The 12625-nt window shown below is 70.1% G+C and carries 13 protein-coding genes; 8 read left to right on the top strand and 5 right to left on the bottom strand.

Going from position 1 to position 12625, the window contains the following annotated elements; translation table 11 throughout:
* Window positions 1-250: 250 nt before the first annotated feature.
* Window positions 251-862, top strand: coding sequence for a dihydrofolate reductase family protein (locus ACFV20_RS30525; RefSeq protein ID WP_385662416.1), 612 nt, complete (start codon window positions 251-253; stop codon window positions 860-862).
* Window positions 863-1058: 196 nt separating this feature from the next.
* Here ACFV20_RS30525 and ACFV20_RS30520 read toward each other — a convergent pair whose 3' ends face one another.
* Window positions 1059-2198 carry a helix-turn-helix domain-containing protein gene (locus ACFV20_RS30520; RefSeq protein ID WP_385662413.1) on the bottom strand — a complete coding sequence of 380 codons (1140 nt, stop codon included), beginning with the start codon at window positions 2196-2198 and terminating at the stop codon, window positions 1059-1061.
* A 132-nt stretch (window positions 2199-2330) separates the two neighbouring features.
* Here ACFV20_RS30520 and ACFV20_RS30515 point away from each other — a divergent pair, with 132 nt between their 5' ends.
* Both ACFV20_RS30515 and ACFV20_RS30510 read left to right on the top strand, forming a co-directional pair.
* Window positions 2331-3341, top strand: a complete 1011-nt coding sequence (locus ACFV20_RS30515) for a ferredoxin reductase (RefSeq protein WP_385662499.1) — start codon at window positions 2331-2333, stop codon at window positions 3339-3341.
* 7 nt (window positions 3342-3348) lie between these two features.
* Entirely contained in the window at window positions 3349-4467 is a 1119-nt protein-coding gene (locus tag ACFV20_RS30510) for a fatty acid desaturase family protein (protein ID WP_385662410.1), read from the top strand.
* 265 nt (window positions 4468-4732) lie between these two features.
* Here ACFV20_RS30510 and ACFV20_RS30505 read toward each other — a convergent pair whose 3' ends face one another.
* Window positions 4733-5566, bottom strand: coding sequence for an SAM-dependent methyltransferase (locus tag ACFV20_RS30505; RefSeq protein WP_385662407.1), 834 nt, complete (start codon window positions 5564-5566; stop codon window positions 4733-4735).
* A 262-nt stretch (window positions 5567-5828) separates the two neighbouring features.
* Here ACFV20_RS30505 and ACFV20_RS30500 point away from each other — a divergent pair, with 262 nt between their 5' ends.
* From ACFV20_RS30500 to ACFV20_RS30490, 3 genes are all read left to right on the top strand, one after another.
* Window positions 5829-6242: a PepSY domain-containing protein gene (locus ACFV20_RS30500; RefSeq protein WP_385662405.1), complete on the top strand. Its 414-nt coding sequence runs from the start codon at window positions 5829-5831 to the stop codon at window positions 6240-6242.
* A 178-nt stretch (window positions 6243-6420) separates the two neighbouring features.
* Window positions 6421-7197, top strand: coding sequence for a response regulator transcription factor (locus ACFV20_RS30495; RefSeq protein WP_385662496.1), 777 nt, complete (start codon window positions 6421-6423; stop codon window positions 7195-7197).
* Window positions 7194-8672: an ATP-binding protein gene (locus tag ACFV20_RS30490; protein WP_385662403.1), complete on the top strand. Its 1479-nt coding sequence runs from the start codon at window positions 7194-7196 to the stop codon at window positions 8670-8672. Before ACFV20_RS30495 ends, ACFV20_RS30490 begins: the two co-directional genes overlap by 4 nt.
* 86 nt (window positions 8673-8758) lie before the next feature.
* On the opposite strand, the gene ACFV20_RS30485 is transcribed toward ACFV20_RS30490, so the two are convergent.
* Together ACFV20_RS30485 and ACFV20_RS30480 are read right to left on the bottom strand one after the other, a co-directional pair.
* Window positions 8759-9280, bottom strand: coding sequence for a hypothetical protein (locus ACFV20_RS30485; RefSeq protein WP_385662400.1), 522 nt, complete (start codon window positions 9278-9280; stop codon window positions 8759-8761).
* A 190-nt stretch (window positions 9281-9470) separates the two neighbouring features.
* A complete protein-coding gene (locus ACFV20_RS30480) occupies window positions 9471-10055 on the bottom strand; it encodes a DinB family protein (RefSeq protein ID WP_385662493.1) in 585 nt (194 codons plus the stop codon).
* A gap of 88 nt (window positions 10056-10143) precedes the next feature.
* Here ACFV20_RS30480 and ACFV20_RS30475 point away from each other — a divergent pair, with 88 nt between their 5' ends.
* Window positions 10144-10761, top strand: a complete 618-nt coding sequence (locus ACFV20_RS30475; RefSeq protein WP_385662397.1) for a dihydrofolate reductase family protein — start codon at window positions 10144-10146, stop codon at window positions 10759-10761.
* 4 nt (window positions 10762-10765) lie between these two features.
* Complete coding sequence (locus tag ACFV20_RS30470; RefSeq protein WP_385662395.1) at window positions 10766-11644, top strand: alpha/beta fold hydrolase; 879 nt, start codon at window positions 10766-10768, stop codon at window positions 11642-11644.
* Window positions 11645-11780: 136 nt separating this feature from the next.
* Here ACFV20_RS30470 and ACFV20_RS30465 read toward each other — a convergent pair whose 3' ends face one another.
* Complete coding sequence (locus ACFV20_RS30465) at window positions 11781-12587, bottom strand: hypothetical protein (protein WP_385662392.1); 807 nt, start codon at window positions 12585-12587, stop codon at window positions 11781-11783.
* Window positions 12588-12625: the final 38 nt, after the last annotated feature.

Raw genomic sequence — 12625 nt, 5'->3', positions numbered from 1 at the left:
GACCTGCCCCTTCGGGAGGCAGGCCTGGCATGCGCTTGACCCCTATCCGCCACATCAAACACGCGTACGAAGATCGAGGTCGGGGACAGGGCGGATGCGCAACTGAGGGCGATCACAGGCCGAGTTGCTCCAGGGCGCGCTCGGCGCCAAGCCAGGAGGCACGAGGGCCGGCGGCCAGAACCCCGAACCTCGATGAGTTTGCGGCACCCGGCCGGTCCAAGCTCCTGACACCCCCGGAAAGGACACCGCCATGCCGGAACTGCTCATCGACTTCATCACCTCCCTCGACGGCTACGCATCAGGTGAGGGATGGCCCGGATTCTGGGGCTTGGAGGGCCCTGAGTACCTCGCGTGGCTCGGCCAGCAGCCCGAGGTCACCTACCTGATGGGAGCGAACACCTACCGTCTGATGTCCGGCTTCGCCGCAGGCGAGGTCCCCGAAGGCCAAGACGACTTCCGGCCCGAAGAAGAGGCGTCCGTCAACGAGCTCACACAGGCCTCCAAGGTGGTGTTCTCCTCCTCACTCGAGGAGCCACTGACGTGGGCCAACTCCACCCTCGTCCGCGACGACGCCGTCGAAGCGGTCCGTGCCATGAAAGCGAGCGGACCGGGCCTTCTGAGCACCATCGGCAGCCTCAGCCTGTGCCGGTCCCTGCTACGAGCCGGACTCGTCGACCGCTTCCGGGTCGTGATGTTCCCGGTGATCACCGGAGCCACCGGTGCGGAACGCATTTACGACGGCTACCCGGACGTCGCCCTCGAGATGACCGACCACCGCACCTTCGACGGCCGCATCCAGCTGGTCGAGTACAAGCCCCGCGTGCTCGACCACCCCCCACTCGCCTCCCCTGCGCAACAGTGAGTGCCGCAGACCGGGCCCAGCCACCACATGTGATGCCCACGAGCGGCAGTCGTATCCGTACCGCGCTTCGCCGGACAGTGTGAGACAGGTGATGGCACCGAGATCGGGACGCGATCCCCGTACCGCTCGCGGTCGCGGTCGCGGACCCGGACGCCAACGTGGGCGCGAACGCGCTCGTGGGCGGTCCACGTATGCCTCAGCCGGCCGGGAGACCGACCGCCAGTGTCAGTTCCAGGACGCGGTGGGGGGATGCGAGATCCGGGAACAGTTCCCGCAGCTGCGACATGCGGTACCGGACGGTCTGGGGATGGACGAACAGCGCCGCCGCCACCTCGTCCCGCCTGCCCTGGTGCAGCAGCCACTCCCGCAGCGTCTCCTCCAGTCGCCGTGCGGTCGCGTCGGGCAGGGTCTGCAACGGTGCGAGGGCTCGGGCGCGCAGGTCTGCGTACGCGTCCGGGTCGGCGCTCAGCACCAGCTCCGGCAGGTGGTCCTCGGTGTCGCGGATGTCCGGGGAGAGGGAGCGTGCGCGGGCGGCTCGTGCGTACGAGGCGCAGGCACGCGTCCACGGCCGGGGCGGGCCGACCACGGCGGTCCGGTCGGTGAGCTGCCGTAGGAGATGTGGTCGGTCGGCATCGGGGACGAGCAGCACACCGGTGGCGTCCGCCAGATCGTCGAGTACGAGGGTGCCCGGGTCCAGCGTGCGGCGGGCAGGCCGGGCCTGGGCGGCGGGCAGCAGGACCGCGGTCAGCGTAGCCGGAGGCTGCCATCCGGCCCGCTGGGCGGAGGCCAGCAGGACGTCCGGGCTCGCACCGGCGAGCAGGTCGCGGGCCAGGTGCTCCAGGTGGCGTTCGTGATCCCTGCCCCGGGCGGCCAGTTCGTCGGCGTGGCCCGCGGCGCTCGCGGCGGAGAGCTCGTCGATGTAGGCGAAGGTCAGCTCGGCGAACTTGGCGACGTCGGCGGCGGGAAGGCCTGCGGGTACGGCACCCGCCGCCAGACATCGCCAGGCCACGCGGGCACCGACGCGGTAGGCGCTGAGCAGGGCGTCCATCGAACGGCCGTCCCGGACCTCGCCGCGGCCGAGCTCGTAGGCCGCGTCACCGCCGTCGCCGCCGGTGGCGTTCCCGCTCGCGAGGTCCAGGTAGTGCTCCAGGGCGGTGCGTACGGCCCGGCGGATGGTGGCGCCCATGTGGCCGGACAGGGCGTTGGTGTAGGAAGGCACCTCGTCGATGATCGCCTGGACGATCTCGTCGGCGGTGGTCTTCAGCGTGGCCCGTAGTGCGGTGACCGTCGTCTCGTCCAGGGCCAGCTCGCTGGCCCTCTGGATTGCATGGCTCATGTTTTTATTCCCTGCGAACAATTCCACCGACCACTTTCACGTCCTACGGTCAGGACTTTACGCCCTGAGACGCAGCAAGCTGGAGCCATGACGAGTACTGCCCTCCGCAGCAGGGCGTGGAAGCTACTGGAGATGGTCACGACGCCGCTGCTGCCGTCGGACTACCTCGACCTGGTCAGTCCGCTGCGTGCGGGCGCTGACCTGCGGGGGCGCATCGAGGCCGTGCACCCCGAGACGCCTGACGCCGCGACCGTCGTGATCAGACCGGGGCGGGGCTGGCGCGGCCACACCGCCGGCCAGTACGTGCGGATCGGCGTCGACGTCGACGGGGTGCGCCTGTGGCGTGCCTACTCGCTCACTTCACCGGCGAATCGCTCTGACGGCCGCTTCACGATCACCGTGAAGGCGATCGAGGACGGCAAGGTCAGCAATCACCTGGTCCGCAGGGCGCAACCGGGCACGCTGATCCAGCTCGACCAGGCGACCGGCGACTTCGTGCTGCCGCAGGCCAAGCCCGCCAAGGTGCTCTACCTGACGGCCGGCAGCGGCATCACGCCCGTGATGGGCATGCTGCGCGACACCGAGTTCGACGACGTCGTCATGGTCCACTGCGCGCCACGGCCGCGCGACGTGATCTTCCGCGACGAACTGCACGAGATGGTCGCGGCCGGGAAGCTGCGGCTCACCGAGGTGCACACCGACACCGACGGCACGCTCGACATCGCCCGCCTCGACGAACTCGTGCCCGACTGGTCCGAGCGCGAGACGTGGGCGTGCGGGCCCGCGGGCCTGCTCGACGCCGCCGAAAAGCACTGGTGCGAGCACGGCGTACAGGAGCGTCTGCACACCGAACGCTTCCGCCCCGGCGTCCTCGTCGCCGGTGACGGTGGCGAGGTCACGTTCAGCACCACCGGCAAGCGTGTCGACGCGGACGGCGCCACGCCGTTGCTGGACGTCGGCGAGGAGGCCGGCGTGCTCATGCCCTCCGGGTGCCGCATGGGCATCTGCTTCGGCTGCGTCACACCGCTCAAGGCCGGCGCCGTCCGCGACCTGCGCACCGGCGAGATCACCGAGGCCGAGCCGGGTGTCCTCATCCAGACCTGTGTGTCCGCCGCCGCGGGCCCCTGCGACATCGAACGGTAGGAACAGCTTGACCGCCATCGACCCCACCGCCCACCTGACCGCGGAGCAGATCGAGGAGCTCGGTCGCGAGCTGGACGCGATCCGCGACGAGGTGATCGCCAGCCGTGGCGAGAAGGACGCGGCCTACATCCGTAAGGTCATCGCCGCACAGCGCAAGCTCGAGCTGGTCAGCAGGGGGGTGCTGCTGTTCTCGCTCTTCCCGCCCGCGTGGCTGATCGGCACCGCTGGGCTGTCCGTGGCGAAGATCATGGACAACATGGAGATCGGCCACAACGTCCTGCACGGCCAGTGGGACTGGATGCGGGACCCGAAGATCCACTCCACCACCTGGGACTGGGACCACGTCTCGCCGGCCGACCAGTGGAAGCACTCGCACAACGAGCTGCACCACACGTACACGAACGTGCTCGGCAAGGACAACGACCTCGGCTACGGCATCATGCGCGTCGACGAGGACCAGAGGTGGCACCCGGTCCACCTCGGCCAGCCGCTGTGGAACTTCATCAACGCCTGTTTCTTCGAGTACGGCATCGCGGCGTACGACCTGGAACTGGGCAAGAACCTGAGCAAGCAGCGCCGCAAGGACCCGGAGTTCCGCGCGCGGGCCAGGGCCGTGGGCCGAAAGATCCGCAAGCAGGTGCTCAAGGACTACGTGATCCACCCGCTGCTGTCGGGCCCCTCCTTCCTCACCACACTCGCCGCCACCTTCACGGCCAACCTGGTCCGCAACATCTGGTCCCACTCGGTGATCATGTGCGGGCACTTCCCCGAGGGCGTACAGGTCTTCGAGCGCCGGTCGATCGACGGCGAGACGCGCGGCCAGTGGTACCTGCGCCAGATGATGGGCTCGGCGAACATCAGCGGCAGCAAGGCCATGCACTTCATGACCGGTAACCTCTCCCACCAGATCGAGCACCACCTCTTCCCGGACCTGCCGAGCAACCGGTACGCCGAGGTGGCGGTGAAGGTGCGCGCACTGTTCGAGAAATACGAGCTGGAGTACGTCACCGGCCCGCTGCCCAAGCAGGTGTTCTCCGCGTGGCGCAAGGTCGTCCGGCTCTCGCTGCCGAACAAGCGGTCCAAGGTCAACACTCCGGAGCGCGAGCGGGAGCTCGTCGCGGCCTGATCTTCCGGCACCGCTCAGAACTTTCGGTCGTACCCGGCGGTACCGTCGGGTTCGCCGGAGGCAGCGGTGCCCTTCCGGTGCTCCCTGGCTGTCCGGCGAGCGGAAGGTCGGCCGCCTGCAGTGTGCGGGGCGGGATGGCAGCGAGGAGCGGCGATCCGTGAAGTGGTCGCCGCCGTGCGGGAGCGGTGCGTGCGCTGTCAGCCGGGCAGGAACGACGGTGGCGAGGACGTCACGTGCGCTGGGCCCGGCGCCTGCCGTCCGGAAATCACCTGTGGCCTTTTCGGGCCAGTCCGGCGACGATGAGGTGTTCCCAGACCGTGAGCTCCCGTCCTTCGCCGCCGCTCCAGGGGTTGTCGGTTTCGTCAGGACGCCACAAGGGGGCGGGGACGATCCCGGGGTCGAGGATCTCCAGGCCGTCCAGCAGGGCGGCGATTTCCGCGTCCGTGCGCCACCGGCCGCGGCCGAACGTCCGCTGAAGGACCTTCTCGGCCTCCTCGGTCTCCGGATTGTCGCCGGAGCGGAAGTGGCTGATGAAGAAGTAGCTTCCGGAGGGGACGTGGTCCCGCCAGTGGCGGACGATGCCGGCCGGGTCCTCCTCGTCGTTGACGTGGTGAAGGATGGCGCTGAGGATGACGGCGACGGGGCGTTCGAAGTCGATGATTTCGCGCGTGGCCGGGTGAGAGCGGATGCCTTCGGGATCGCGTACGTCGACCCCGATGACACGGGTCCGGTCGTTGTCCTCCAGCAACGCGCGGCCGTGGACCAGCACTTGGTCATCGGTGTCGACGTAGACGACACGGGATTCGGGAGCGTGCCGTTGCGCGACCTGGTGGACGTTGTCCGCGGTGGGCAGGCCGCTGCCCAGGTCGATGAACTGCCGAATGCCGGTGGTCTTCGCGATCTGTCCGACCGCCCGGGTCAGGGCCGCGCGGTTGGCGTAGGCGATGGCCACCGAACCGGGCAGGTCACGCTTGAACACGTCGCCGATCTCGCGGTCCACGGCATAGTTGTCCTTGCCGCCCAGCAGATAATCGTAGACGCGGGCGATGCTGGGCTTTGCCGGGTCGATGGAGGAGCCTTCGGACGTCATGGCGGCCATTCTTCCCGACAACCTCGCCTGCGCACTCTCGTTTTGGGTCTGCAGCCGGCGGGCGGCGGAAGGTTGCCGTCGGGGGACGTGATCGAGTAGCGCGTCGTCCTGGAAGGTTGGTCGTTTCTTACCGGTTTCCTGGCCGCTCCCTGGCCTCCTGCTTGCGTGCCTGTTCCTAGGGTCGTTGACGTTCCCGAAACGGTTTGGAACTGCGGTTTTCCGCCGCTGTCCGGCTGTACGACGTCCCCGACTCTCCCTGGAGTTCTTCGACATGAACGCTTCCAAGCGCGCCCTGGCCGCCGCTGTGTCCACCGCTGCCCTGCTGGTCGGGCTGGTCGCCTGCGGTGGCTCGGACTCCGGCGATTCAGCCTCGTCCTCCGACAGCGCGGCGGCCGGTCAGTCGGCCGGCGACGCCGGGGCCGCGGAGGGCGGCGCGCAGGCCGAGGGTGACGAGGGCGGTGACGCGGTGGAGACCCCGCTGAGCGGTGCGGCCAAGCAGAAGGCGGAGGCCGCCGCTCTGGCCGCCTTCCCCGGCACGGTGGTCAAGTCCGAGAAGGACGCGGAGAACCCGGGCACGTACGCGGTCGAGATCAAGAAGGCTGACGGCAGTGAGGTGGAGGTCTATCTGGACCCGAAAACCTACAAGGTCGTCAAGACCAAGGACGAGGCCGGGGACGAGGGCTGACGTCGGCAGAACCTCAGGGTCCGGGGGCGGCGCGGCGGATGGGTTGCCCGCGGCCGGTGAGTTCGGTGTTCGTCATTGAGCGGGCGCGTCCCCGTACGCGTATCAGGTGCTGTCCGGAAGACCGGGACGGGTTGGTGTGGTCGTGACCGTGGAGCAGTGGGGGTGTGAGCCGGACACCATGCAGGTGCTGCTCGTTGAGGACGACGAACGGATCGCCGGCCCGTTGGCCGAGGGCCTGGCCCGCTACGGATACGCCGTGGAGCGGGCGCGCACCGGTTCGGCGGCGTTGGCCGCGCCCGAGCCGGAGATGGTGCTGCTCGATCTCGGTCTGCCGGACATGGACGGTATCGATGTCTGCCGGGCCCTGCGTGGGCGCTCGGACGTACCCATCATCATGATCACCGCGCGGGGTGAGGAGATCGACCGGGTTCTGGGTCTCGAACTGGGTGCGGACGACTACATGGCCAAGCCGTTCGGTGTCCGGGAACTGGTCGCCCGTATCCGCGCGGTCACCCGTCGCGTCCGCCCTCGGGCACCGCGTGCCGGCGCCCCCGGCGACGCGGTCGAGGAGGCCCGGCCCGGTCGGTCGGACAGTGTCCGGGGACCCGCGCCTTCGGACGCCCCGCAGGTGGTGGGGCCGCTGGTCATCGACCGCCGCACCCGGCAGGTCCACCTCCGCGACGCTCCCGTCGTCCTGGCCCCGAAGGAATTCGACCTGCTGGCCTACCTCGCTCTGGATCCGGGGGCGGTCTGCTCGCGCCAGCAGATCGTCGACCAGGTATGGGACCCGCACTTCTTCGGCCCCACCAAGACGCTGGACGTGCACGTGGCCGCTCTGCGCCGCAAGCTCGGCGATCCCGCCTGGATCGAGACCATCCGCCGGGTCGGCTTCCGCCTCAGTCCCCCGGCCGCTGCCGCGCCGCCCGGCAGCCCGCGCCAGGAGGCCCGGACATGACCAGGCGTCTGCTGGGCAGCTATCTCGGTCTCGTGCTGCTGGTCCTGCTCGGCCTGGAGATTCCCTTCGGCCTCCTGTTCGCCAGGGCCGAAACGTCGCGCCTGACCAACGGCATCGAGCGCGACGCCGGAATGCTCGCAGAACTCGCCGAGGAACGCATCGAGGAGAACGACACCGACGAACTGCCCGAGCTGGCCGGCGAATACGCGGAGCGGACCGGAGCGCGGGTCATCGTCGTGGACAGCACCGGCGCTGTCCTGACCGACTCCGCCGCCACCATCCCCGCCGGTACCGATCTGTCCGCGCAGCCGGACATCGCCACCGCCCTGCGCAATCGGACCACCGTCGGCACCGCACCCGACGCGGACAGCGGCGTCCAGACCCGCTACGTCACGGTCCCCGGCTCCTCCGGCGAGACCATTCGCGGTGCGCTGCGGCTCGGTTACCCCACCGACGTCCTGGACGGCCGGGTCCGCGACATCTGGCTCACCCTGGCCCTGACCGGCCTGGGCGTGCTGGCAGCCGCCGCACTGATCGCCCTCGCTCTTGCCCGCTGGATCATCCGCCCCGTCCACGCGTTGGAACACGCCACCACCCAGCTCGCCGACGGCACCCTCGCCAGTCCACCCGCTACTGACGTCGGCCCGCCCGAACTGCGCCGCCTGGCCACGTCCTTCACCCACACCGCCACCCGCCTGCAGCATCTCCTCGCCTCTCAGCGCGCCTTCGCCGCCGAAGCCTCCCACCAGCTGAAAACCCCCCTGACCGCGTTGCGGATCCGGCTGGAGAACTTCGAACCCCACCTCGACCCGGCCGTCCACCCCAGCCTGGACGAAGCCATCGGCGAAACCGAACGCCTTGCCCGCATGATCCAGGGACTGCTTTCTCTGGCCCGCCTCGAGGCCAGCGCGACCACCCCTGAACCCGCCGACCTCGACGCCGTCATCGCCGACCGGGCCGCCACCTGGGCACCGTTCGCCGCCGAACACCGCGTCCGCATCACCACGGCCGGGCGCCCGGCCGGACTCGTCCGGGCCGTCCCCGGCGCCCTGGAACAGATCATCGACAACCTGCTCGCCAACGCTCTGCGCGTCTCCCCGCCCGACACCACCATCACCCTTGCCACCCGCCCCGCACCGCAGGGCGTCGAGCTGCATGTCACCGACCAAGGCCCCGGCATGAGCGAGACCGAACGCCGACGCGCCTTCGACCGGTTCTGGCGCGCCTCCGACTCCCACCATGACGGCACCGGCCTCGGCCTGCCCATCGTCGAACAGCTCACCCGCGCCAGTGGCGGCCGCATCACCCTCGAGGCCGCCCCGAGCGGAGGCCTCGACGCCACCGTCCTGCTTCGCCGGACGCATGCCGCCACTCCCCCCACCCGAGCCCCCGCCGGCCTCCCTGCACAACCCCGGGGCCCTCACCCGTCCTCCCCGCCCAAGCCCAACGGCACCCCGGAACACGCACACCGCTGACGGGCCAGGCCCCGGCCGCGTCCACCGGCATGGCCGGTCAGCTCACTGGCTGACCGATACGTGGCTCGCCCTCTGCCGGTCTGGTCCTAAGCGACATCATGGATGACGAGTTTGAACTCGGCGAGGGTCAGCAGACGCGGATTGGCGTCGTTGTGCGTCACACGGAGCGCAAGGGGGGTGCCCGGGGCGACGAAGATGCCATGGTTCTTGACGTAGTACTGGCCGCCGGGCGTCGGCGTGCGGTGCTCGGTCGCCGTGGTGTCGTTGGGCTGAGGGGTGAGGCCCAGCGGGTCACGCACGTACTGGTCACGCAGTTCGGTGTAGCCGGCCGTACCGCTGGCCGACTCCCATTGGATCATCGCGTGCAGCTGACCCCATCCGGCCTTGGACGGCCAGATCAGGCCGCTACGGTCGTCTGTCGACCAGTCACTCACCACATGGCCGTCCGGCTGGACGGCCTGGTGCATCTCGAATTGGTCCGTCGACTCCGCCGTGCCGAACGGGAACCGGACGATCTTGTAGGTGGTCCCCGGCGAGATCAGTTGGGGTGTATCGACCTTGAGAGAGCACACCTGCACGCCGGCCGCAACGCCACCATCCATTGCCATGGTTCAGCACTGCCCGCGCTCAGCCCGGTACATGCCCCACCCCGACCAGCGAACCCACCGGCTGATGGTCTGCGCCGCGGTCGATCGGATGCGGCCCGGTCGGGGAGCGTCCAGAACCGCTTCGTGACGGGCGGCAGGCCGGGAGGGACAGCCGCCGGTCAGCGTGTACAACTCCTGCCCGGCCCGTTCCTCAGGAGCCGGAGGCTGCGGCCGACCTGGCGGCCTGCTCGATCCTCGCCCAGTGGGCCGCCCGGGCTTCCTCGTCGATCTGCCGCTCGTGTTCGGCGCGCACCCCGGTCCGGCCGTCGAGGCCCTCGCGCAGGATGTCGGCGTGCCCGGCATGCCGGACGGACTCGCCGAGGACATGGAGCATGATGGCGAACAGGTTCGTGTTGGGACGCGGCTCCGGCCACCACGGCACGTGGCCGGGGGCATCGAGGGGAAGCTCGTTGATCGTCGCGTCCGAGTGTTCCGACGTGCGCCGGTAGAAGGCGATGATCTCTTCGCGGGTCTCGTCCTCGGTGGCCCACAGGTCGCTGCCGTCGTAGTCCTGCCACCGGGGCAGCGGTTCCGGGGAGGGGCGGGAGAAGACCTCGCCGAAGTACCTCGCCTCGACCGTCGCCACGTGCTTGACCAGGCCGAGGAGGTTGGTGCCGGTCACTGTCAACGGTCGGCGGGCGTCGTATGCGGACAAGCCGTCGAGCTTCCACAGCAGCGCCTCGCGGTCCCGCCGCAGTCTCCCGTGCAGGTGCTCTTTCGCGCATTCGTCGATCATGGGGTAGGAGCCTGCCACGGGCGGGATGCTCCCGCTCGCGCGGGGCAGCCATCGATGAGTTCCGGCCGCGGGACCGGTCCACCCTGGCATGACTCGAATCATCGCTGACATCTCGGTCTCTCTGGACGGCTTCGTCACCGGCCCCGATCCCGGCCCGGACAACGGTTTGGGCAGGGGCGGCGAGGCCCTGCACACCTGGGCGTTCTCCGACGACCCCGACGACCGGCGGATCCTGCGTAAGGCGACCGACCGCTCGGGGGCCGTCGTCCTCGGCCGTCGCCTCTTCGACGTGGTCGACGGGCCGCAAGGCTGGGACGACACGTCCGGCTACGGCGCCGGTGAGGTCGGCAAGCCCGCATTCGTCGTGGTGACCAGCACGCCGCCGCAGTCGGTGCGGCTGACCGACCTCGACTGGACGTTCGTCACCACCGGACTGGCCGACGCCGTGGCCGCCGCGCGCGAGCGGGCCCTGGCGGCGTCGTCGGCCGGCGGCAAGGACCTGGACGTGATCCTCATGGGCGGCGGCGCCACGGTCGGCTCGGCTCTGGGGGCCGGACTGGTCGACGTGCTGTCGCTGCACCTCGCGCCCGTCGTGCTGGGCGCCGGGACCCCCTTGTTCACCGGTGGCACGCCACGCACGCTGGTGCAGCGCGACGTGGTCGTGACGTCGACCGCCACGCACCTCACCTACGACGTCTGCCGGTGAGCCGATGACCACAGTCGAGGTCAACGGAATCGTTCTGGGCATCGAGTCGTTCGGTGACGACGGCGCGCCACTGGTCCTGCTCGCGGGCAGCACGACCATGCTCTCCTGGCCCGACGCACTGTGCGAGCGCCTCGCGGCCGGCGGGCGGCGTGTGGTGCGCTACGACCTGCGTGACAGCGGAGCGTCGACGACGACGGACCCGGAGGCGCCCGCCTACACACTGCGCGACCTCGCCGCGGACGCCGCGGCCCTCGCCGACGCACTCGGCGACGGACCCGCGCACCTCGCGGGCATCGGGGTCGGCGGGATGGTCGCCCAGGTGGCCGCGCTCGACCACCCGGGTGCGTTCTCGGCGCTCACCCTCGTCGGCACCCGGCCGGTCGCCCCCGGCCCGCCGGACGACGACCTCCCCGACCATGACCGGGCGACGATGAGCCGGCTGTTCGCGCGTCCCATGCCCGACTGGGCCGACCGCGAGGCGGTTGCGGAATTCGCCGCCGTCGGCGCGGAGATCCTCGCTGACGATCCCGTCGCCGCGCGCGCGGTCGCCGCGCGCATGTGGGACCGCACGCCCAGCACGGCATCCCCCGTCCAGATGGCCAACCAGATGGGCATGGTGTTCTCCAGGCTCGACTGCGCACCGCGCTGGCGTGAGCGCCTGCCCGAGATCGCCGTCCCCACGCTCGTCGTCCACGGCCGTCGCAACCGGTTCTTCCCTGTCGGCAACGGCGAGGCGATCGCACGCGAGATCCCCGGGGCACGACTGCTCGTCCTCGAGGAGGCCGCAACTGCGATCCCCGATGCTGCGGCCGAGGTGGTCAGCGAGGCGATGCTCACGCTCGGACAGGGAGAGGTGGCCGCTGCGGCGGGGACCGACGCCTGACACGTGCGACGCCTACGCACCGCAGCGGGACTTCTTCCCGGTGGTCACGTGCACAACCGGTGGTCACGTGCACAGCAGGACACCGGGACGAGGACTCGGTGACGACCGGAAACAGTGGGATGTACATGGCTCCGGCTCAGCCGTTGAGGATGCCGCCGACCTCGGCGACGGGGACCGTGTCCGCGGCGCGTGGAACCGTCACCCGGACCGGCTCGCCGATGTCCGAGAGGGTCATGGTCAGCGTCGACTGCGCACCGGACAGGTTCACGCTCATGCGAAGCTGCACCAGCCGTCCGCGGCCGTCGACCCACACGTCGGCGAAGACCGGGAGGTCACTGCCCAGGGCGTCGCGGACCTGATTCATCCGCGTGCGCACGTCGTGGGCCATGCGCAGGGTCACGGTGCGGTGGTCGAGGATGCCGCGGTAGCGCACGGCCCGCACGCCCTGGACGTTCTCCTCGCTCGCCCGCGTGATCTCGCGCATCGCGGCGATCTGCTCCACGACGTGCTCGGGGTCGTTGAGCGGGGCGCGCAGCAGGTAGTGGGCCTCCGCCTTGTCGCGGGGCATGACTCCCCAGGCATCCTTGCCGATGTCCTCTGCGCCGCTGATGTAGATCTTGCCGTCCGCGAAGACCTGGTCGCTGTGCTCGATGGCGCCGCCGGGGAAGTCGACCGCCAAGTGCCCTTTGTCGCCGGCGAAGTCGAAGCCTCCGGCGACGGTGAGGCTGTACACCTGGCCCTCACCCTTCAGTTCGACCTCCTGGCGGAACTCGGCGCTGCCCTCGCGGAGAGCCGCCACGGCTGCTCGCACGGCAGAGCGGGCATCGGCGGACGACGCAGACGGTGACGCGCCCGCGGCCTTGTCACGGTTTCCGGCGTCGGCGGTGGAGCAGCCGGCGCACAGCAGCACAGCGGCAGCGGCGAGGACGAGAGGACGGTGCATGGGAGTCTCCGAGGTTCTTGGGCGAGCACTCGGCCACT

The sequence above is a fragment of the Streptomyces sp. NPDC059696 genome (assembly GCF_042733745.1).
Taxonomy (GTDB): domain Bacteria; phylum Actinomycetota; class Actinomycetes; order Streptomycetales; family Streptomycetaceae; genus Streptomyces.
The sequence above is the reverse complement of the archived record's forward strand: the minus strand, read 5'-3'. Positions and strand labels throughout refer to the sequence as shown.

Bases quoted from the DNA above. Each gene is read 5' to 3' on its own strand.
- ACFV20_RS30525 (WP_385662416.1), top strand. From the start codon at position 251: ATGCCGGAACTGCTCATCGACTTCATCACCTCCCTCGACGGCTACGCA.
- ACFV20_RS30520 (WP_385662413.1), bottom strand. From the start codon at position 2,198: ATGAGCCATGCAATCCAGAGGGCCAGCGAGCTGGCCCTGGACGAGACG.
- ACFV20_RS30515 (WP_385662499.1), top strand. From the start codon at position 2,331: ATGGTCACGACGCCGCTGCTGCCGTCGGACTACCTCGACCTGGTCAGT.
- ACFV20_RS30505 (WP_385662407.1), bottom strand. From the start codon at position 5,566: ATGGCCGCCATGACGTCCGAAGGCTCCTCCATCGACCCGGCAAAGCCC.
- ACFV20_RS30500 (WP_385662405.1), top strand. From the start codon at position 5,829: ATGAACGCTTCCAAGCGCGCCCTGGCCGCCGCTGTGTCCACCGCTGCC.
- ACFV20_RS30495 (WP_385662496.1), top strand. From the start codon at position 6,421: ATGCAGGTGCTGCTCGTTGAGGACGACGAACGGATCGCCGGCCCGTTG.
- ACFV20_RS30490 (WP_385662403.1), top strand. From the start codon at position 7,194: ATGACCAGGCGTCTGCTGGGCAGCTATCTCGGTCTCGTGCTGCTGGTC.
- ACFV20_RS30485 (WP_385662400.1), bottom strand. From the start codon at position 9,280: ATGGCAATGGATGGTGGCGTTGCGGCCGGCGTGCAGGTGTGCTCTCTC.
- ACFV20_RS30480 (WP_385662493.1), bottom strand. From the start codon at position 10,055: ATGATCGACGAATGCGCGAAAGAGCACCTGCACGGGAGACTGCGGCGG.
- ACFV20_RS30475 (WP_385662397.1), top strand. From the start codon at position 10,144: ATGACTCGAATCATCGCTGACATCTCGGTCTCTCTGGACGGCTTCGTC.
- ACFV20_RS30470 (WP_385662395.1), top strand. From the start codon at position 10,766: ATGACCACAGTCGAGGTCAACGGAATCGTTCTGGGCATCGAGTCGTTC.
- ACFV20_RS30465 (WP_385662392.1), bottom strand. From the start codon at position 12,587: ATGCACCGTCCTCTCGTCCTCGCCGCTGCCGCTGTGCTGCTGTGCGCC.